Annotated in this window: 14 protein-coding genes; 11 read left to right on the forward strand and 3 right to left on the reverse strand. The window is 73.5% G+C overall.

Annotated elements, in window-relative coordinates; genetic code table 11:
* Positions 1–31: 31 nt before the first annotated feature.
* From ACFVSN_RS35160 to hflX, 4 genes are all read left to right on the forward strand, one after another.
* Positions 32–541 (forward strand): hypothetical protein, encoded by a 510-nt coding sequence (locus ACFVSN_RS35160; RefSeq protein WP_359964880.1) that lies wholly within the window; start codon positions 32–34, stop codon positions 539–541.
* Between the two features lie 70 nt (positions 542–611).
* The gene (gene dapF / locus ACFVSN_RS35165; RefSeq protein ID WP_387957537.1) at positions 612–1,520 is read left to right on the forward strand and encodes a diaminopimelate epimerase; all 909 of its coding nucleotides are present in this window, start codon (positions 612–614) and stop codon (positions 1,518–1,520) included.
* Positions 1,521–1,685: 165 nt separating this feature from the next.
* Positions 1,686–4,025, forward strand: coding sequence for a RelA/SpoT family protein (locus ACFVSN_RS35170; RefSeq protein ID WP_387957539.1), 2,340 nt, complete (start codon positions 1,686–1,688; stop codon positions 4,023–4,025).
* A complete protein-coding gene (gene hflX, locus ACFVSN_RS35175) occupies positions 4,022–5,524 on the forward strand; it encodes a GTPase HflX (protein WP_380498302.1) in 1,503 nt (500 codons plus the stop codon). The genes ACFVSN_RS35170 and hflX overlap by 4 nt, the downstream gene beginning before the upstream one ends.
* 58 nt (positions 5,525–5,582) lie before the next feature.
* On the opposite strand, the gene ACFVSN_RS35180 is transcribed toward hflX, so the two are convergent.
* Both ACFVSN_RS35180 and ACFVSN_RS35185 read right to left on the reverse strand, forming a co-directional pair.
* Positions 5,583–6,713 carry a trypsin-like serine peptidase gene (locus ACFVSN_RS35180; protein ID WP_387957542.1) on the reverse strand — a complete coding sequence of 377 codons (1,131 nt, stop codon included), beginning with the start codon at positions 6,711–6,713 and terminating at the stop codon, positions 5,583–5,585.
* 32 nt (positions 6,714–6,745) lie between these two features.
* Complete coding sequence (locus ACFVSN_RS35185; RefSeq protein WP_380439458.1) at positions 6,746–7,933, reverse strand: trypsin-like serine peptidase; 1,188 nt, start codon at positions 7,931–7,933, stop codon at positions 6,746–6,748.
* 352 nt (positions 7,934–8,285) lie between these two features.
* Here ACFVSN_RS35185 and ACFVSN_RS35190 point away from each other — a divergent pair, with 352 nt between their 5' ends.
* From ACFVSN_RS35190 to ACFVSN_RS35210, 5 genes are read left to right on the forward strand one after another with little or no spacing between them, the layout of a single operon-like run.
* Positions 8,286–10,133: an IucA/IucC family protein gene (locus tag ACFVSN_RS35190; protein WP_387591392.1), complete on the forward strand. Its 1,848-nt coding sequence runs from the start codon at positions 8,286–8,288 to the stop codon at positions 10,131–10,133.
* A gap of 41 nt (positions 10,134–10,174) precedes the next feature.
* Positions 10,175–10,786: a GNAT family N-acetyltransferase gene (locus ACFVSN_RS35195; protein WP_387591391.1), complete on the forward strand. Its 612-nt coding sequence runs from the start codon at positions 10,175–10,177 to the stop codon at positions 10,784–10,786.
* Positions 10,787–10,795: 9 nt separating this feature from the next.
* A complete protein-coding gene (locus tag ACFVSN_RS35200; protein ID WP_387591390.1) occupies positions 10,796–12,166 on the forward strand; it encodes a lysine N(6)-hydroxylase/L-ornithine N(5)-oxygenase family protein in 1,371 nt (456 codons plus the stop codon).
* On the forward strand, positions 12,144–13,970 hold the full coding sequence (locus tag ACFVSN_RS35205; protein ID WP_387591388.1) for an IucA/IucC family protein: 1,827 nt from the start codon (positions 12,144–12,146) through the stop codon (positions 13,968–13,970). Before ACFVSN_RS35200 ends, ACFVSN_RS35205 begins: the two co-directional genes overlap by 23 nt.
* A 12-nt stretch (positions 13,971–13,982) precedes the next feature.
* Positions 13,983–16,109, forward strand: a complete 2,127-nt coding sequence (locus ACFVSN_RS35210; RefSeq protein WP_380439468.1) for an ATP-dependent DNA helicase — start codon at positions 13,983–13,985, stop codon at positions 16,107–16,109.
* A gap of 97 nt (positions 16,110–16,206) precedes the next feature.
* On the opposite strand, the gene lexA is transcribed toward ACFVSN_RS35210, so the two are convergent.
* Complete coding sequence (gene lexA / locus ACFVSN_RS35215) at positions 16,207–16,869, reverse strand: transcriptional repressor LexA (RefSeq protein WP_224281048.1); 663 nt, start codon at positions 16,867–16,869, stop codon at positions 16,207–16,209.
* A gap of 563 nt (positions 16,870–17,432) precedes the next feature.
* Between lexA and nrdR the strand changes: the two genes are divergently transcribed.
* Both nrdR and ACFVSN_RS35225 read left to right on the forward strand, forming a co-directional pair.
* Complete coding sequence (nrdR, locus tag ACFVSN_RS35220) at positions 17,433–17,927, forward strand: transcriptional regulator NrdR (RefSeq protein ID WP_363651086.1); 495 nt, start codon at positions 17,433–17,435, stop codon at positions 17,925–17,927.
* Positions 17,928–18,153: 226 nt separating this feature from the next.
* Complete coding sequence (locus ACFVSN_RS35225; RefSeq protein ID WP_387957544.1) at positions 18,154–21,078, forward strand: vitamin B12-dependent ribonucleotide reductase; 2,925 nt, start codon at positions 18,154–18,156, stop codon at positions 21,076–21,078.
* Positions 21,079–21,232 lie beyond the last annotated feature (154 nt).

Consider the following 21,232-nt stretch of genomic DNA (forward strand, 5'->3'; position numbering starts at 1 on the left):
CCGCTCGTGTCGAACTGTCAGGGGAGGCCGTGTGTCGACGGGTACCGGCCCCGAGTCCGGCCAGAGCGGGAGCGTCACCGCACCGGCCGACGAGTTCGACGAGTCGACGATGGGTGACCTCCCCGTGCTGACCGGCCTGGACGCGCCCACCTCCTACGCCGTCGCGCTGCCCACGCTGGACACCAGCGGCCCGGCCGGCGCGGTGCACGAGCGGGAGATCCGCCCGCGGCGCCGGCTGCGGTGGTGGCAGACGCTGCCGATCGCGCTGCTCGGCACCCTCGGCTCGCTGATGTTCAGCTTCCCGCTCGCCTTCGGCTCCGCCGGGGCGCGGGCGACCATGGTCGGGATGCTCGGCCTGCTGCTCACCGCCGCCTCGGTCGGCTGGGGTGCGATGGCCGCCCGGCACGCCGGGTACAAGTGGCCGGGCCTGCCGCGCCGGGGCTCCGGGAAGCGGGCCGGGTGGAAGGCGATCGTCGTCTACACCCTGATCGCGCTCGCCGCCTGCGCCCTCGCCGTCTGGCGGGTCGCCCACCTCCGCTAGGGCCGAGGCACCAGCCCGACGGGCCGCCCGCCCCGACCGGCCTCCCGCCCTCCTCAGTACCATCGGGAGGGTGAGCGCATCCTCTTCGCAGCCGGCCGGCATCCCCTTCCTCAAGGGGCACGGCACCCAGAACGACTTCGTCATCGTCCCCGACCCCGACGGCCGGCTGGCGATCGGCCCGCAGGCCGTCGCGGCGCTGTGCGACCGGCGGGCGGGCATCGGCGGCGACGGCCTGCTGCGCGTGGTGCGCTCCGCCGCCGAGCCGGCCGCCGCGGACCTCGCCGACCGGGCCGAGTGGTTCATGGACTACCGCAACTCCGACGGCAGCATCGCCGAGATGTGCGGCAACGGTCTGCGGGTCTTCGCCCGCTACCTGGTCGAGGCCGGCCACGCCAAGCCCGGCGAGATCTCGGTGGCCACCCGGGCCGGGGTGCTGACCGCGCAGGTCGCCGAGGACGCCGAGGACGGCACGGCCGGCGAGATCACCATCGACATGGGCCGCGCGAGGCTGCCCGGGCCGGACGGCATCGAGGTCGCCGTCGGCGAGCGGCGCTGGCCCGCGCTGAACGTCAACATGGGCAACCCGCACGCCGTCGCCTTCGTCGAGAGCCTCGACCACGCGGGCGACCTGCTGCGCCCGCCGCTCACCAGCCCCGAGGGCGCCTACCCCGAGGGCGTCAACGTCGAGTTCGTGGTGGACCGCGGGCCGCGGCACGTCGCCATGCGGGTGCACGAGCGCGGCTCCGGCGAGACGCTGTCCTGCGGCACCGGCGCGTGCGCCGTCGCGGTGGCCTCGATCCGGCGCGACGGCCTCGACCCGGCGGTCACCGGCGAGGCGGCGACCTACGCGGTGGACCTGCCCGGCGGGCGGCTGACGATCACCGAGCACCCCGACGGCCTGGTGCAGATGACCGGCGCCGCGGTGATCGTGGCGGCCGGCGAGATCGACCCCCGGTGGTGGGCGGCACTGACCGGCTGAGGGCCCGGTTTGCCCATTTCGTACGGTGACGAATCCCCCCGATCGAGTGATACCGGTCGCAGAGGGGAAGCGAGGCATCGCGCAACGTGCTGTGCTCGGTAGCATGGATCACCGGGTCGGCGCCCCTCGTCGGGGCGGCCGCCGGTGACCGTCGCCGGAGGTGCCATGACCATCGAAGCCGGACAACCGCTCGGGCCGCCGACAAGCACGCGGCAGGCCGGGGTCCTGCGGCCCCTGGGCGGCCTCGGCCGGGCCGCGCTCGGCCGCGCCGGGCGGGCCGCCCTGCTGGCCACCGGCCGCCAGCCGGTGCCGGACGCGCTCGAACCGCTCGTCCGGGCCCACCGCGGGCACCATCCGCAGGCCGACCTCGGACTGCTCGCGCGCGCCTACCGGCTGGCCGAGGCCAGCCACCGCGGGCAGAAGCGCAAGAGCGGCGAGCCGTACATCACCCACCCGCTGGCCGTCACCATGATCCTGGCCCAACTCGGCGCCGGGACCACGACGTTGGTTGCCTCGCTGCTCCACGACACGGTGGAGGACACCGAGTTGACGCTGGATCAGGTGAGCGCCGGGTTCGGGCCCGAAGTCGCCTACCTGGTCGACGGGGTGACGAAACTGGAGAAGGTCGACTTCGGTGCCGCGGCCGAGGCCGAGACCTTCCGCAAGATGCTGGTCGCCACCGGGGACGACGTCCGGGTGATGGTGATCAAGCTCGCCGACCGGCTGCACAACATGCGCACCATCCGGCACATGAAGCCGGCCAGCCAGGTGCGGATCGCCAAGGTCACCCGGGACGTGCTGATCCCGCTGGCCGAGCGGCTCGGCATCCAGGTGCTCAAGGCGGAGCTGGAGGACATCGTCTTCGCCACCCTGCACCCCGAGGAGCACACCCGCACCCGCACCCTGATGGCCGGTCACGAGGGTGAGCCGGACACCCTGCTGGAGCCCTTCGCGCGGCTGCTGGCCCGGCAGCTGGCCGAGACCGGGGTCGCCGCCGAGGTCACCGTCCGGCCGCGGCACTGCGTCTCGCTGCACCGGGTGCTGCTCAAGCGGGCCGCCGCGCCCGGGGCGGACGGGCGGCCGCAGGGGCCGCAGCCGGCCGACTTCGGCCGGCTGCTGGTGGTCGTCGAGGAGAACGCCGACTGCTACGCCGTGCTCGGCGAGCTGCACACCTGCTGGACGCCGCTGCCCGGCGAGTTCAAGGACTTCGTCGCCGCCCCCAAGTTCAACCTGTACCAGTCGCTGCACACCGCGGTCGCGCTGGAGGGCGGCGCGGTGGTCGAGGTGCTGGTGCGCACGCGGCGGATGCACGAGGTGGCCGAGACCGGGGTGGTCGCCCTCGGCGACCCGGAGCCCGCCGCCGCCGTCCAGGACGCCGACGAGCTCGACCGCACCGACCCGGCCAGGCCCGGCTGGCTCAGCCGGCTGCTGGAGTGGCAGCAGGAGACGCCCGACCCGGACGCGTTCTGGTCGGCGCTCACCGCCGACCTGGCCGGCGACCGGGAGATCACGGTCGTGACGGAGTGCGGCGAAACGCTTCAGCTGCGGGCCGGCGCCACCTGCGTGGACGCCGCCTACCTGCTCGGCGAGGACACCGGGCACCGGTGCATCGGCGTGCGGGTCAACGGCCGGCTCACCGCGCTGTCCACCGTCCTCCAGGACGGCGACCTGCTCGCCGTGCTCACCGAGACCGTGCCCGCCGGGGCCGGGCCGCGCGCCGCCGAGCCCTCCGGGCCCGCGCCCGAGTGGCTCGCCCACGCCCGCACCCCGGCCGCCCGCCTCGCCATCGAGCGCTGGCTGGCCGACCACCCGGCCCGGCTGCCGGCGGTCCGCACCGGCCCCTCCGCCGGGCAGCCCGCCCCGCCCGCGCACCGCACCGCCGAGCGCCGGGCCGCCCCGGTCGCGGTGGCCGGGCGGCCGGGGGCGCCGGTACGGCTGGCCCGCTGCTGCACGCCGGTGCCGCCGGACGAGGTGACCGGCTACCCGATCCGCGGCGGCACCGTCGCCGTGCACCGCACCGGCTGTCCGGCGGGGGAGCGGATGCGGACCGCCGGACGCGGCACGCTGGAGGTCCGCTGGCGGGCCGACGGCACCCCGGCCGACGGCTACCGGGCCACCCTGCGGGCCGAGGCCCTGAACCGGCCCCGGCTGCTCGCCGACCTGACCGCGGCGATCTCCGCCGAGGACGTCGGCATCGTCTCGGCCGAGGTCGAGCCGCCCCAGGAGCTGCGGGTGCGGCACACCTACACCGTCGAGCTGCCCGCCCCGGCCGCCCTGCCCGGCCTGATGCGGGCCATGCTCCGGGTCTCCGGCGTGTACGACGTCAGCCGCCCGCACGCCCCCGAGGACGGCACGGCCGGAAGAAATGGGGGTGACCGGCCCGCGCCGGGCGTGGGACCATCGAGGGGAATGCGCGGCAGGTCCACGGCGTTCACCGGGCAGAAGAGCTCCGGTACCGTCCACGGGCCGTCGCCGAAGCCACCCAGCGACCAAAGGACAGAATGACCTCCACGTTCGACACCCGCGACCACGCCGACGCCCCGCGCCGCCTCGACGGTCTGCGAGCGGAAGCCCTCATGGACGAGGACCTCGCGGCCATCGACGAGGACCTCGGCCGGCACTACGACGGAGACCAGTACGACCGCAGCGAGCGCGCCGCGCTGCGCCGCGTCGCCGGTCTCTCCACCGAGCTCCAGGACGTCACCGAGGTCGAGTACCGCCAGCTCCGCCTGGAGCGCGTGGTGCTCGTCGGTGTCTGGACGGACGGGACGCTGGAGGAGGCGGAGAACTCGATGGCTGAGCTCGCCGCCCTCGCCGAGACCGCCGGCTCCGAGGTCCTGGACGGTGTGATCCAGCGCCGTGACAAGCCCGACGCCGCGACCTACATCGGCTCCGGCAAGGCGAAGGAGCTGCGCGACATCGTCGCCTCCACCGGCGCCGACACCGTCGTCTGCGACGGTGAGCTCACCCCCGGCCAGCTGATCCAGCTGGAGGACGTGGTCAAGGTCAAGGTCGTCGACCGGACGGCCCTGATCCTCGACATCTTCGCCCAGCACGCCAAGTCCCGCGAGGGCAAGGCGCAGGTCTCGCTCGCGCAGATGCAGTACATGCTGCCGCGCCTGCGCGGCTGGGGCCAGTCGCTCTCCCGGCAGATGGGTGGTGGTGGCTCCGGCTCGTCCGGCGGCGGCATGGCCACCCGTGGCCCCGGTGAGACCAAGATCGAGACCGACCGGCGCCGGATCCGCGAGAAGATGGCGAAGCTCCGCAAGGAGATCGCCGACATGAAGAAGGGCCGCGACACCAAGCGCCAGGAGCGCAGGCGCAACCAGGTGCCGTCGGTGGCCATCGCCGGGTACACCAACGCCGGCAAGTCCTCCCTGCTCAACCGGCTCACCGGGGCGGGCGTCCTGGTGGAGAACTCGCTGTTCGCCACCCTGGACCCGACCGTGCGCCGGGCGCAGACGCCCAGCGGGCGGGTCTACACGCTGGCCGACACCGTCGGCTTCGTCCGGCACCTGCCGCACCACCTGGTCGAGGCGTTCCGCTCCACCATGGAGGAGGTCGCCGACGCGGACCTCATCCTGCACGTGGTGGACGGTTCGCACCCCGAGCCGGAGACGCAGCTGGCCGCCGTGCGCGAGGTCATCGTCTCGGTGGACGCGCAGAACGTCCCCGAGATCGTGGTGATCAACAAGGCGGACGCCGCCGACCCGCACGTGCTGCAGCGCCTGCTGCGCCGCGAGCCGCACGCCATCGTGGTGTCGGCCCGCAGCGGCGCGGGCATCGAGGAGCTGCTGAAGCTCATCGACGACGAGCTGCCGCGCCCGGCCGTCGAGGTGCGGGCCCTGGTGCCCTACACCCAGGGCGGTCTGGTCTCCCGGGTGCACGCGGAGGGCGAGCTGCTCTCCACCGAGCACACCGGCGAGGGCACGCTGCTGCACGCCAAGGTGCCGGTCGAGCTGGCCGCGGAGCTTGAGCGCTTCGCGGTGGCCCTGCGGGGCTGACCGGCCCCTCGTGACGTGCGAAGGCCCCCGGACGGAACCCCGTCCGGGGGCTCGCACGTCATCGGACGTTCTTGGCGAAGTACTCGAAGGCCTGCTTCGCCTGGTCCTGGAGCGAGGGGCCGGCCAGGTACCCGGTCGGGTTGCGGTCGCCGACCGAGGTGACGCTGATCAGGTTGGGCTTGCCGTCCTTGACGATGAACCAGCCGCCGCCGTCGGCGCCGCCGGTCATGGTGCAGCCGATCGCGTACATCGGCGGGCGGGCCCGGTCGAAGGCCAGCCGGGCCGGCGCGGCCGGCGCGTCGCAGTGGTCGAGCTCCGTACCGTCGAACGGCTTCTCGGCGGGGTAGCCGTAGGCGGACGCCGAGGTGATCTGCTCGCGCGGGGCGTTGAACCAGACCGGGACCGAGCCGCCGACCGTCTCCTCCAGCGACCGGCCGGAGCCGCTCTCGTCGCGCACCCGGACGATCCCGTAGTCGTACTGGTCGTGGGCGCCGGTGCCGCTCTCCTTGAGCCAGGTCGGCGAGACCAGCGCGCGCACCGCCGTCCAGCGGCCGTACGGGGACACCTGCTGGTCGGTGGCCGGCTTCCCGCGGCCGGCCTGGCCGTCGCGGTTGTAGCCGGGCACGAAGGTGATGTTCCGCAGCCAGGCGCCGCCCTTGCCGTCGTGCAGGCAGTGGGCGGCGGTGTAGACGAGGTCGCTGCGGCCCGGGGCGGCCGGGTCGGAGACCACCGTGCCGGAGCACGCGGCGTCGCCCCCGGGCGCGGTCACGAAGAGCCTGCCGACCACGGCGGCGGCCGGGCCGTACGGGTGCGGCTGCGCCTGGGCCGGGGCCTGGGCCGGGGGAGCGTCCTGCGGCGCGTCGCCCTGGGCGGCGGTGCGCGGGGCCTCCGGGACGGGCCGGCCCTTGGCGGCCTCCATCCTGGCGCGGGACCAGAAGCCCGGGGGCACCTCGTTGGCGAAGGCGCTGTCGGCGACGAAGCGGGCCCAGTCGTCGACCTTCCAGCCGGCCAGGTCGCCGGGGCTGGTCGGCGGCGCCGGCCGGGCGAGGGTGGCTGGCGCGCTCGCGGCGCTCCCGGCGGTCCGGTCCGGCCCGCACGCGGTCGCGGTGAGGGCGAGCGCGGCGAGCGCCGCGGCGCCGGCCAGTGCGGCCCGGTGCCGCGGCACGCGTCCGCGGGTGGTGTACGGCACGGTGCATCGTCCCCGGCGGTGGGTGAACGCGGTCACTGCTTCCTGGAGATCCAGTCCAGGGCGTTCTTGGCGACCGTCTCCAGGTACGGGCCGCTCAGCGAGGTGTGCTCCTGGGTGCCGATCGAGGTGTTGCTGACCAGCGCCGTCCGCCCGTCGGGCATGGTGGCGAACCAGCCGCCGCCGCTGGCGCCCTGGGTCATGTTGCAGCCGATGGTGAGCATCGACGGCCGCTTCGGGTCGAAGGACAGGCGGGTCGGCTTCCCGCCGTCGCACTTGTACAGCTCCTGGCCGTCGAACGGCTTGTAGAGCGGGTAGCCGACGGCCGAGACGGAGAGCCGGTCGCGCGGGGCGTCGAACCAGACCGGGACGGCCGAACCGACCGTCTCCTCCAGCGACTTGCCGGTGCCGCTCTGGTTGCTCACGTGCATGATCGCGAAGTCGTACTGGCTGGCGGAGTCCCCGGTGCCGCCGCCCTCGACCACCCACTGCGGCGAGGTGGTGACCTGGTCGGCCCACCAGGTGCCGAGCGGGGCCAGCTCGGACAGCGGGGCCTTCTTGCCGCCGCTGGAGGCGCCCGAGTTGTTGTAGGCGGGCACGAACACGAGGTCCTTGTAGTAGTTGCCGCCCTTGCCCTCGTGCACGCAGTGGCCGGCCGTCCAGACCAGGTTGCTCTTGCCCGGGTGCTGCGGGTCGGTGATGACCGTCGCCGAGCAGTTGCCCCGGCCGCCCTGGGCGCTGAAGAACACCTTGCCGGAGGGCTGCTTGGTGTACGGGCGCGGCACCGGCACGGCCTTGACCACCGGCGGCTCGGGGTCGGTCACGCCGTCGTCGGCGGCCGGCTTGGCGGTGGGCGGGGCCGGGTCGGCCGGCTTGGAGTCGCCCATCTTGTCCGGGTTCCAGAAGTCCTTCACGACCGGGTTGTTGAAGACGTGCTTGGACGCCCAGTTGTCCCAGTCCTCGAACTTCCACTTCTTCAGGTCGTCCCAGCTCTTGGGCAGGCCCTCCAGCAGGCTGGTGGGGATGCCCGAGGGCAGCGTGATCCCGCCGATGACGCCGCCGCCGGGGGCGGGGCTGCCGGGGCCGCTCGCCGAGGCGGGCGGCGGTGCGGCGGTGTCCGTGCCGGTGGCCGAGGACGGGCCGTCCGGGCCGCAGGCGCTCACCGCGAACAGGGTGCCGGCGGCGAGGACGGCTGCGACGGCGGACCGGTGGATCGATGGCATCTGTGCGCTTCCCCCTGTGGATCGGTGCGTGGACGGGACGGTGGTTCGTGGACGGGACGGTCCGGGGTAGGAGTCTTCCACTGGTCGGGAGGACGGCGCCGGGCGCCCCCGGGTTGCGGCTCCTGAGCGGTGGTCACCGATCCGTGACGAAGCCTCCACAGGAGCCACCGGTACAACCGGGCGTCCTCCCCGGCGGTGAACAATCACCGATCTTCACCCGGACGAGTGAGCCGTCCTTGTGATCACCCGTCAGGGATAGGTAACCCTTACCTGACGCGACGGTGCGAGCGCCCGCCGAACCCCCCTCCGCCATCCGCGCGCGTCCGCACCCCACGCGTCCCGAGGAGCACCCTTGAGCACCGCCGCCCTGACCGGAGCCCCGCCCGAAACGCTGCCGCCCGCGGACCGGCCGGCCGGGCCAGACCCGCTGCTGCACCCCGACCCCGCCGTCGCCGCCGAACAGGCCGCGCTGGAGGCCCTGTTGCGCTGCTGGACGCGCGAGACCGGCGCCCGCCCGGGACCGGACGGCCGACTGCGGATCGCCGTGCTCGGCGGCGCCGCACGGCTCTCCGCGCCCGTCCGCCACTGGTCACCCGGCGGCTGGCACCGCTTCGGCCCGGCCCGCCTCGGCGCCGGCGACGGCGCCCCCGACGCCCCGGTGGACGCCGTCACCGCCGCCGCGCTGCTCGCCGCCGCGGCCGCCGACCGGCCCGACCCCGGACAGGTCGCCGACCTCGCCGCCAGGGTCGCCGACTCCGTCGTGCGCACCGCCGAGATCCTCGCCCACCGCCGCACCGGCGCCGCGCCCGGCGGACCGGAAGGCTCCCACTTCCTCGCCGCCGAACAGTCCCTGCTGCTCGGCCACCCCCTGCACCCCACCCCCAAGAGCCGCGACGGCCTCGGCCCGGCCCAGAGCGCCGCCTACTCGCCCGAACTGCACGGCTCCTTCCAACTCCACTGGTACGCCGTCGACCGGGCCCTGCTCGCCGCCGGATCCGCCCTCCCCGAGACCGCCGAGCGGATCACCGCCCGCCTGCTCGGCGACCGCGCCCCGCTGCCGCCCGGCACCGCCGCCCTGCCCCTGCACCCCTGGCAGGCCCGCGAGCTGGCCCACCGCCCGGCCGTCGCCGCCCTGCTCGCCGAAGGACTCCTGCACGACCTCGGCCCGGCCGGCGACCCCTGGTACCCCACCTCGTCGGTGCGCACCGTCTACCGGCCCGGCACCCCGTGGATGCTCAAGCTCTCGCTCGGCCTGCGGATCACCAACTCCCGCCGGGAGAACCTGCGCAAGGAGCTCCACCGCGGCCTGGAGGTGCACCGGCTGCTGGAGAGCGGACTCGCCGCCGAGTGGCGGGCCGCCCACCCGGGCTTCGACGTCGTCCGCGACCCCGCCTGGATCGGCGTCGACCACCCCGCCCTCGGCGACCCCGGCGGCCTGGACACCGTCCTGCGCGCCCAGCCCTTCGCCCCCGCCGACCGCGCGCTGTGCGTCGCCGGGCTCGTCGCCGAACAGCCGCTCGGCACCGGCACCACCGTGCCGTCCCGGCTCGGCGACACCCTCCGTGCGCTCGCCGTGCGCTGCGGCCGCCCGCTGCGCACCGTGGCCGCTGAATGGTTCCTGCGCTACCTGGACGCCGTCGTGCTCCCCGTCCTGTGGCTGGACGGCCGCGGCGGCATCGCCCTGGAGGCGCACCAGCAGAACAGCCTCGTCCTGCTCGACGCCGAAGGCTGGCCCCGCGGCGGGCGCTACCGCGACAACCAGGGCTACTACTACCGGGAGAGCGCCCGCGAGCGGCTCACCGCCCGGCTGCCCGGCCTCGGCGAGCACAGCGACACCTTCCTCCCGGACGACGTGATCGACCACCACTTCGCCTACTACCTCGGCATCAACCACGTGCTCGGCCTGGTCGGCGCGCTCGGCTCCCAGGGGCTCGCCGACGAAACGGTGCTGCTCGCCGCGCTGCGCCGCTTCCTCGCCGGACCGGAGGCGACCGCCACCGGCTCGACGCTGCCCGCCCTGCTGCTCGACGCGCCGACGCTGCCCTGCAAGGCCAACCTGCTCACCCGGATCAACGGCCTGGACGAGCTGGTCGGCCCGGTCGCCACGCAGTCCGTCTACGTGGACATCCCCAACCCCCTGGCGGACGCGTGCGTGAGCGAGCGGTGGGGGTCCCCCCGGCCGGAGGCTGGGGGAGAGTGAACCAGGAAGAGGTGCGCGTGGGCGAATGCCCCCGCCGAGCGATGGGGGTACCTCCCAGCCGCCAAGGCTGGGGGAGAGGCGGAGGCATGATGCTCGACGACGTGCCCGGGTGGGGCGAGACCCCCACCCCGGCCGGCGGGTTCCGGCTCCGCCCGGTCCGGCTGCCCGCCGACCTCGACCTGCTCGCCTGCTGGATGAACGACCCCGAGGTCGCCGCCTTCTGGGAGCTCGCCGGCCCGCCCGCCGTCACCGCGGAGCACGTCCGGGCCCAGCTCGACGGCGACGGGCGCAGCGTGCCCTGCCTGGGCCTGCTCGACGGCACCCCGATGAGCTACTGGGAGGTCTACCGCGCCGACCTCGACCCGCTCGCCGCGCACTACCCGGCCCGGCCCCACGACACCGGCGTCCACCTGCTGCTCGGCCCCGCCGCGAGCCGCGGCCGGGGCCTGGGCGCCGTCCTGCTGGCCGCCCTCGCCGACCGGATCCTGCGGCAACGGCCGCGCTGCGAACGGGTGGTGGCCGAACCCGACGTCCGCAACCGGCGCTCGGTCCGGGCCTTCGAACGCGCCGGGTTCCGCCCGGCCGGCGAGCTCGACCTGCCCGCCAAGCGCGCCGCCCTGATGATCCGCGACCGCGCCCCACTCCCCGCCTAGGACACCCCCGTGCACTCCTCGACCCCCCAGCCGCCGTACGACCTGCTCGGCGTGGGCATCGGCCCGTTCAACCTCTCGCTCGCCGCGCTCGCCGAGCCCGTCCCCGGCCTGCGGACGCTCTTCTGCGACCAGCGCCCGGAGTTCCGCTGGCACCCGGGGATGCTGGTCGACGGGGCCCGGATGCAGGTGCCGTTCCTCGCCGACCTGGTCTCCCTGGTCGACCCGACCAACCGGTGGTCCTTCCTCAACTACCTGCGCGACCAGGAACGGCTGTTCCCGTTCTACTTCGCCGAGCGCTTCCAGCTGCCGCGCCGCGAGTACGACCACTACTGCCGCTGGGCCGCCGAACGGCTCGGCACCTGCCGGTTCGGCACCGAGGTCAGCGAACTGCACTGGGAGGACGGCCTGTTCCGGGCCGAGCTGACCGACACCGCGACCGGCCGGCGCAGCCGCGTGCGCGCCCGCAACCTCGCGCTCGGCGTCGGCACCCGGCCCGTCCTGCCCGAGGCCTTCGCCGCCCTCGACGGCCACCCCGGGGCGTTCCACTCCGCCGACTACCTCGACCGGCGGGCCGCCCTCGGCGGCGCCCGGGACATCACCGTCGTCGGCAGCGGCCAGTCCGGCGCCGAGGTCTTCCTCGACCTGCTGCGCCGCCACGACGGCGACGGCGTCCGGCTGCGCTGGCTCACCCGCACCCGGGCCCTCGCACCCATGGAGTACTCCAAGCTCGGGCTGGAGCACTTCACCCCCGACTACACCCGGTACTTCCACGGCCTGCCCGAGCCCGTCCGGGACACCCTGGTCGCCGCCCAGTGGCAGCTCCACAAGGCCGCCAGCGCCGAGACCCTCGCCGAGATCCACGACCACCTCTACGAGCGGACCATCGGCCGCCCGATCGACACCGCCCCGGTCGAGATCACCCCCGGCACCGCCGTCACCGAGGCCGGGACCGGGCCCTGCGGCGGCCTCGAACTGCGCTGCCGGCACACCGACTCCGGCGCCGAGCACCTCGTGCGCACCGACGCCGTGGTGCTCGCCACCGGCTACCGGGCCGCCCGCCCGGCCGCGCTCGAACCGCTCGCCCACCTCATCGACTGGGACGCGGCCGGGCGCTACCGGGTCGACCCGGACCACCGCGTCGCCACCCGGCCCGAACTCACCGGCGGCCTCTACGTCCAGAACGCCGAACTGCACACCCACGGCGTCGGCACCCCCGACCTCGGACTCGGCGCCCACCGCGCCGCCGTCATCCTCAACGCCGTCACCGGCCGCACCGTCCACCGGCTGCCCACCCGCACCGCGTGGACCGGCTTCGCGCCGCCCGTCCCCGCCTTCCCCCACCCCCAGGAGCTGACCCGTGCCGCAACCGCCGGCCGCTGAACCGCCGCTCTACCTGCCGCCGCAGCTCACCCCCGGGCCCTGGCAGCGGGCCGGGCGCGCGCTGCTGGCCAAGATGCTCGGCGAGTTCGCCTACGAGGAACTGCTCACCCCGGTCCCCGTCCCGGACGCGGACGACGAGTACCTGCTCGGGCTGCCCGAGGCCGAGTACCGCTTCACCGCCCGCCGCGGCGCCTACGGCAGCTGGCGGGTCGACCCGGACTCCGTCCGCTGCGACCGCGAGGACGGCCTCGACCCGCTGCGCTTCCTCCCGTACGCCCGGCACACCCTCGGCCTGCGCGGCGAGACCACCGGCCACCTGATCCGTGAGCTCACCGCCACCCTCACCGCCGACGCGCACCAGCTGGCCACCGCGCTCACCGCCGCCGAACTCGCCGACCTCGACCACGCCGCGCTGGAGGGCCGCCAGGAGGGCCACCCCTGGATCGTCCCCAACAAGGGCCGGATCGGCTTCTCCGCCGCCGACGCCGCCCACTGGGCCCCCGAGGCGCGCACCCCGCGCCCGCTGCCCTGGATCGCCGTCCACCGCCGGCTCGCCCGCTACCGCGGCGTGCCCGGGCTCGAACGGCCCGAGCAGCTCTACGCCCGCGAGCTCGACGACCCCGGCGCGCTGCGCGCCGCGCTCGGCCCCGACGCCGACGACTACCTGCTGCTGCCCGTCCACCCCTGGCAGTGGGACGAGACGGTCGTCCCGCTGTTCGCGCCCTGGATCGCCTCCGGCGAGATCGTCCCGCTGCCCTCCGACGGCGACCCACGGCTGCCCCAGCAGTCCATCCGCTCCTTCTTCAACACCGCCCACCCCGAACGCTGCACCGTCAAACTGCCGCTCTCCATCCTCAACACCCTGGTCTGGCGCGGGCTGCCGGTGGAGCGCACCCTCGCCGCGCCCGCTGTCACCGCCTGGATCCACGGCCTGCGCGACGCGGACCCGTTCCTGCGCGACGAGTGCCGGGTGATCCTGCTCGGCGAGATCGCCTCCGTCACCGTCGACCACCCGCTCTACCGCGACCTGCCCGAGGCGCCCTACCAGTACAAGGAACTCCTCGGCGCGATCTGGCGCGAACCGCTCGGCCCCTTCCTGGACGGCGGCGAACGCGCCCGCACCCTCGCGTCCCTCCTGCAGACCGGCTCCGACGGCCGCGCCCTCGCCGCCGAGCTGATCGCCCGCTCCGGGCTCGCCCCCGCCGAGTGGACCCGCCGGCTGTTCGCCGCCATGCTGCCGCCGCTGCTGCACTTCCTCTACCGCTACGGGCTGGTCTTCTCCCCGCACGGCGAGAACGCCATCGTCGTCTTCGACGCGCACGACGCCCCGGCCCGGCTCGCGGTCAAGGACTTCGTCGACGACGTCAACCTGAGCGACGAGGACCTGCCCGAACTGCGCGACCTGCCCGCCGAGGTCGACGACGTCCTGCTCCGCGAGCCCCCGCAGGGCCTGTGCCAGTTCCTCCACTCCGGGCTCTTCATCGGCGTCTTCCGCTACCTCGCCCCACTCCTGGAGGCGCAGACCGGCCTGCCCGAGGCCGACTTCTGGGCCCTCCTGCGCGACGAGATCGCCCGCCACCAGGACCGCTTCCCCGAGCTGCGCGAGCGCTTCGAGCTGTTCGACCTCCTCACCCCGCGGATCGACCGGCTCTGCCTCAACCGCAACCGGCTCCTCCTCGACGGCTACCAGGACCGCCCGCACCGGCCGCACGCCGCCCGGCACGGCACGGTGCCCAACGCCCTCGTCACCCCCGGCGCGGATCTTCCGGGGCGACGCGACCGGATTGTCACCCCCGCGCCGTAGGGTGGGAGGGTCATGACGAACGACTCCCAAACCCAGCTCCCCGGCGAGGACGCACCCGCCCCGGCCGAGACCGGGGAAGCCGTCGCGGTCCCCCGCTCGCGCATCCCCGAGCTGCTCCACGCCGCCGTCGAGTCCGTCGGCGGCGTGGAACGCCCCGGTCAGGTGAAGATGGCCGAGGCCGTCGCCGACGCCGTCGACAACGCCGAGCACCTGCTCGTCCAGGCCGGCACCGGCACCGGCAAGTCCCTCGCGTACCTGGTGCCGGCCCTCGCGCACGGGGACCGCGTCGTGGTCGCCACCGCCACCCTGGCGCTCCAACGCCAGCTGGTCGAACGCGACTTGCCGCGCACGGTCGACGCGCTGCACCCGGTGCTGCGCCGCCGGCCGCTGTTCGCGATGCTCAAGGGCCGCTCCAACTACCTGTGCCTGCACCGGGCCAACGAGGGCACCCCGAGCGACGAGGGCGAGGGCCTGTTCGACGCCGCCGAGGCGCTCGGCGGGCCGGCCAGCAAGCTCGGGCAGGAGGTGCTGCGGCTGCGCGAGTGGGCGGACGAGACCGAGACCGGCGACCGCGACGACATGAGCCCCGGCGTGTCCGACCGGGCCTGGTCCCAGCTGTCGGTCACGTCCAAGGAGTGCCTGGGCGCGACGCGTTGCGCGTACGGGCAGGAGTGCTTCGCGGAGAAGGCCAGGGAGCGGGCCAAGCTCGCGGACGTCGTCGTCACCAACCACGCGATGCTCGCGATCGACGCGATCGAGGGCGCGCCGGTGCTGCCCGAGCACGGGCTGCTGATCGTCGACGAGGCGCACGAACTGGTCAACCGGGTCACCGGCGCGGCCACCGCCGAGCTGACCGTCGGCGCCGTCAACCGGGCGGTCAAGCGGGCCGCGCGGCTCGCCAACGAGAAGGCCGTCGACGCGCTCCAGGCCGCGGCCGAGAACTACCACGGCCTGATGGAGACCGCCCAGCCCGGCCGGGTCGAGGAACTGCCCGAGTACCTGGCGTACGCCGTCACGGCCATCCGGGACTCCGCCCGGCAGGTGATCACCTCGCTCGGCGAGACCAGGGACAAGGGGCTCACCGACGAGGACGCGGTCCGCAAGCAGGCCATGGCCTCGGTGGAGACGGTCCACGAGACCGCCGAGCGGCTGCTGGAGGACTCCGAGTACGACGTGGTCTGGATCGAGCGCAACGACCGCTTCGGGATGGGCACGGCCTCGCTGCGGGTCGCGCCGCTGAGCGTCTCCGGGCTGCTGCGCGAGGGCCTCTACAAGGAGCGCTCGGTCGTCCTGACCTCGGCCACGCTCAAGCTCGGCGGGGACTTCAACGGCGTGGCCGGCTCGGTCGGCCTGCCCTCGGAGGCCCGGCTGCCGGACGAGCGCACGCCCGGGGACAACCCGGACGCCGGCGCCGGCTTCGGCGAGGACGCGGTGCCGCACTGGCGCGGCATCGACGTCGGTTCGCCGTTCAAGTACCCCAAGCAGGGCATCCTGTACGTCGCCAAGCACCTCTCCGAGCCCGGCCGCGACCCCGAACGGCCGGACATGCTCGACGAGTTGGCGGAGCTGATCGGCGCGGCCGGCGGCCGGACGCTGGGCCTCTTCTCCTCGATGCGCGGCGCGCAGGCCGCCGCCGAGGCGATGCGCGAGCGGCTGGACAACCGGATCCTGCTCCAGGGCGAGGACACCCTGGGCGAGTTGATCCGCGAGTTCGCCTCGGACGCGACCACCTGCCTGTTCGGCACGCTCTCGCTCTGGCAGGGCGTCGACGTGCCCGGCTCGGCCTGCCAGCTGGTGGTGATGGACCGCATCCCGTTCCCCCGGCCGGACGACCCGTTGATGAGCGCCCGCCAGAAGGACGTCGAACAGCGCGGCGGGAACGGCTTCATGGCGGTCGCGGCGACGCACGCGGCGCTGCTGATGGCGCAGGGCGCGGGCCGGCTGGTCCGCGCGGCCGACGACCGCGGCATCGTGGCGGTGCTCGACCCGCGGGTGGCGACCAAGCGCTACGGGGGCTTCTTCCGCTCCTCGATGCCGGAGTTCTGGTACACGACGGACCGCAACCAGGTGCGCCGCTCGCTGGCGGCGATCGACGCCTCGGCGGCGCCGGTCAGGCCGGTGGTGAAGCGCGGCTCGTAGGCCGCTCGCGGGCCCCTTGCAGGATTCGGGGAACGCCGGAGGGGCTCCCCGCGCGAACGCGGTGGAGCCCCTTCCCGGTGCGTGCGGGCGGACCCGCTCAGAGGCGGCGCAGGACCGCCACCACCTTGCCCAGGATGGTCGCGTTGTCGCCGTTGATCGGCTCGTAGGCGGGGTTGTGCGGCATCAGCCAGATCCGGCCGTCCTCGCGCTTGAGCCGCTTGACGGTGGCCTCGCCGTCGATCATCGCGGCCACGATGTCGCCGTTCTCGGCGACCGGCTGGCGGCGCACGGTGACCCAGTCGCCGTCGCAGATGGCCGCCTCGATCATCGAGTCGCCGCGCACGGTGAGCGCGAACAGCTCGCCCTCGCCGACCAGTTGGCGCGGCAGCGGGAAGACGTCCTCGACCGTCTGCTCGGCCAGGATCGGACCGCCGGCGGCGATCCGGCCGACCAGCGGGACGTACGAGGTCGACGGCCGGCCGGCCGTCTCGGCGGTGTTCGGGCGGGCCACCTCCACGCCGCGGACCTCGTAGGCGCGCGGGCGGTGCGGGTCCCGGCGCAGGAAGCCCTTGCGCTCCAGGGCCATCAGCTGGTGGGCGACCGAGGAGGTGCTGGACAGGCCGACGGCCTGGCCGATCTCGCGCATGGACGGCGGGTAGCCCCGGCGCTGGACGGAATCCCGGATGACCTCGATGACGCGGCGCTGGCGCTCGGTGAGCCCGGCCTCGTCGGTGCGGATCCCGGGGGGGCGGCCGGGCATCGCCCGCGCGGGCGCGGGGTGGGCCTCGTCCAGGACGGGGGAGTGTTCGATCGGCTGATCGGGGACGCGGCTCGCGCTGGAAACGGCCGGGCCGGAGAGGCGGTGGTCTTCGCTACGGTCCATGCTGACGTCCACACTCTGCTGATTCGTGGTGCGCTGCCCCACCTTGAACTGGGAGTGTTCCTGCACCGGGATGGTGTTGCTTTCGATGGTGTTCACGGCGGCCCCTCTCGACGGCTGTCCTCTCCCTTTTCCAGCCCAACGCACCCCGTATCGAAAGGTTGCGCCAAACACACGTTCGAGTGAATTATTCGAGAGTTGGCTGACTCGATCAAGGCTTTGTTGTACATCGATCGAATGTTCGACAAGAACTCGACTTCCGCAGTCTAATCGGCGTCGACACGCCAGGGGTGTCGCTTCCCCCCGAGGCCTACATCTAGTGGCTACAGTCCTCTCCGTGCCCAGTGGTAGTGGTCACGGCGCATGATCAGCTTGCCGAGGCCCGGGGCACATCGCATAGACTCGACCCAGTCCGCACGTCCTGCCAGGGAGGGATCCTTCAGGTGCACTGCCCCTTCTGCCGGCACTCCGACAGCCGCGTCGTCGACAGCCGGACCACCGAGGACGGCAGCTCGATCCGCCGTCGCCGGCAGTGCCCGGACTGCGGCCGCCGCTTCACCACCGTGGAGACGGCCGCGCTGATGGTCATCAAGCGCAGTGGGGTCACCGAGCCGTTCTCCCGGGAGAAGGTCATCTCCGGCGTCCGCAAGGCCTGCCAGGGCCGCCCGGTCACCGAGGACGCCCTCGCCCTGCTCGGCCAGCGGGTCGAGGAGTGCGTGCGCGCCACCGGCAACGCCGAGCTGACCACCCACGACGTCGGGCTGGCCATACTCGGCCCGCTCAAGGAACTCGACGTGGTCGCCTACCTGCGCTTCGCCAGCGTGTACCAGGCGTACGACGGACTGGAAGACTTCGAGGCCGCCATCGCGGAGATCCGCGCCGGACGGCCCGCCGAGGCGGAGGGCGCCTGCGTGCCCGTTGCCGCCGCCGCGCCCTAGGAGGCGCCCCCCACCCGGCCCCACGGGGCCGGGCCGTGCCACGACGGCCCTCCGGGGCCCACGCGTGCCCGGAATCCGGGCACAGAACATCACAAACCGTGCGCAAGCGGGCGAGGCTCTCGCCTGCCCGCACACCGGAAGAACGAACCAGCGGTGCCCGGACTTTTCGGGGCACCACGGGCGTTTGCCCAGGAGTCGGGCGTTTGCCCAGGAGGAGGAGCGAGAAGTGACAGACACCACGAGCGGTTCCGCACGCGGGTCGAAGTCCGACAAGGCCGCGGCGAAGGGTGCCGGCAAGGCGCCCAAGGGCGGTCTCCGGATGGAGCGCATCTACACCACCCCTGGCGTCCACCCGTACGACGAGGTCCGCTGGGAGCGGCGCGACGTCGTCATGACCAACTGGCGCGACGGGTCGGTCAACTTCGAGCAGCGCGGCGTCGAGTTCCCCGACTTCTGGTCGGTCAACGCGGTCAACATCGTCACGTCCAAGTACTTCCGCGGCGCCGTCGGCACCCCGCAGCGCGAGTGGAGCCTCAAGCAGATCATCGACCGCGTGGTGCTCACCTACCGCGCCGCCGGCGAGAAGCACGGCTACTTCGCCGCCAAGGACGACGCCGAGATCTTCGAGCACGAGCTGACCCACGCCCTCCTCCACCAGGTGTTCAGCTTCAACTCGCCGGTCTGGTTCAACGTCGGCACCAAGCAGCCCCAGCAGGTCAGCGCCTGCTTCATCCTGGCCGTCGACGACTCCATGGAGTCGATCCTCGACTGGTACAAGGAAGAGGGCATGATCTTCAAGGGCGGCTCCGGCGCCGGCCTCAACCTCTCCCGCATCCGCTCCTCCAAGGAGCTCCTCACCTCCGGCGGCAACGCCTCCGGCCCGGTCTCCTTCATGCGCGGCGCCGACGCCTCCGCCGGCACCATCAAGTCCGGCGGCGCCACCCGCCGGGCCGCCAAGATGGTCGTGCTCGACGTCGACCACCCGGACGTCGAGGCCTTCATCGAGACCAAGGTGAAGGAGGAGGAGAAGATCCGCGCCCTGCGCGACGCGGGCTTCGACATGGACCTCGGCGGCGACGACATCGCCTCCGTCCAGTACCAGAACGCCAACAACTCGGTCCGCGTCTCCGACGAATTCATGACCGCCGTCGAGAACGGCACCGAATTCGGCCTGCGTGCCCGCCTCACCGGCGAGGTCATCGAGACCGTCGACGCGAAGAAGCTGTTCCGCAAGATGGCCGAGGCCGCCTGGGCCTGCGCCGACCCCGGCATCCAGTACGACTCCGTCATCAACCACTGGCACACCTGCCCGGAGTCCGGCCGCATCAACGCGTCCAACCCCTGCTCCGAGTACATGCACCTGGACAACTCCAGCTGCAACCTCGCCTCGCTCAACCTGATGAAGTTCCTGCGCGACGACACTGCGTCCAACGGTGGGCAGGGGTTCGACGCCGTCACCTTCGCCAAGGTTGTCGAGCTGGTCATCACCGCGATGGACATCTCCATCTGCTTCGCCGACTTCCCGACCGAGAAGATCGGCGAGACCACCCGCGCCTACCGCCAGCTCGGCATCGGCTACGCCAACCTCGGCGCCCTGCTGATGGCCACCGGCCACGCCTACGACAGCGAGGGCGGCCGCGCCCTGGCCGGCGCCATCACCTCGCTGATGACCGGCACCGCCTACCGTCGCGGCGCCGAGCTCGCCGGCGTCGTCGGCCCGTACGACGGCTACGCCCGCAACGCCGCCCCGCACCAGCGGGTCATGAAGCAGCACGCGGACGCCTCGCTGGACGCCGTCTCCCTCGACGACCTGGACGCCCCGGTCTGGCTCGCGGCCAACAAGACCTGGCAGGACGTGCTGCGCCTCGGCGCGCAGAACGGCTTCCGCAACGCCCAGGCCTCGGTCCTCGCCCCGACCGGCACCATCGGCCTGATGATGGACTGCGACACCACCGGCGTCGAGCCCGACCTCGCCCTGGTCAAGTTCAAGAAGCTCGTCGGCGGCGGCTCGATGCAGATCGTCAACGGCACCGTCCCGCGCGCCCTCAAGCGCCTCGGCTACCAGGACGAGCAGATCGAGGCGGTCGTCGCCCACATCGGCGAGCACGGCAACGTCGTCGACGCGCCGGGCCTCAAGGCCGAGCACTACGAGGTGTTCGACTGCGCGATGGGCGAGCGCGTCATCTCGGCCATGGGCCACGTGCGGATGATGGCCGCGATCCAGCCGTGGATCTCCGGCGCCATCTCCAAGACCGTGAACATGCCCGAGAGCGCCACCGTCGAGGAGATCGAGGAGATCTACTTCGAGGCGTGGAAGATGGGCGTCAAGGCGCTCGCCATCTACCGCGACAACTGCAAGGTCGGCCAGCCGCTCTCGGCCAAGAAGAAGGACTCCGAGACCAAGGCCGAGGAGGCCCAGGCCCCCGCCGCGGTCGAGAAGGTCGTCGAGTACCGCCCGGTCCGCAAGCGCCTGCCCAAGGGCCGCCCGGGCATCACCACCTCCTTCACGGTCGGTGGCGCCGAGGGCTACATGACGGCCAACTCCTACCCGGACGACGGCCTCGGCGAGGTCTTCCTGAAGATGTCCAAGCAGGGCTCGACCCTCGCGGGCATGATGGACGCCTTCTCCATCGCCGTCTCGGTCGGCCTCCAGTACGGCGTGCCGCTGGAGACCTACGTCTCGAAGTTCACCAACATGCGCTTCGAGCCGGCCGGCCTGACCGACGACCCGGACGTGCGGATGGCGCAGTCGATCGTCGACTACATCTTCCGCCGCCTGGCGCTGGACTTCCTGCCCTTCGAGACCCGCTCGGCGCTCGGCATCCACTCCGTCGAGGAGCGCCAGCGCCACCTGGAGACGGGTTCGTACGAGCCGCTGGAGGCCGAGGAGCTCGACACCGAGTCCCTCGCCCAGTTCGCCCCGGTGGCCCCGGTGGCCGCCAAGCCCGCCCCGGCCCCGGCCGCCCCGGCCCCGGCCGCGCCGGCGCCCAAGGCCCCGGCGAAGCAGGCCCACAACTCCACGGAGCTGATGGAGATCCAGCTCGGCCTCAACGCCGACGCCCCGCTGTGCTTCTCCTGCGGCACCAAGATGCGCCGCGCCGGCAGCTGCTACCTCTGCGAGGGCTGCGGCTCCACCAGCGGCTGCAGCTGATCACGCCCGACCCCGGTGTCACCTCGCCTGAGGTGAACCACTGAAGCGGGGCGAGGACTTCACGGTCCTCGCCCCGCTTTTTCATGCCCGTCCGCATGAATGTCCGCCCGTATCGGTGTGTCCCTCCGCCTCGGGACGCCGATGTCACGGATGG

The organism is Kitasatospora sp. NPDC057904, from assembly GCF_042887925.1.
In the GTDB taxonomy this organism is placed as follows: domain Bacteria; phylum Actinomycetota; class Actinomycetes; order Streptomycetales; family Streptomycetaceae; genus Kitasatospora.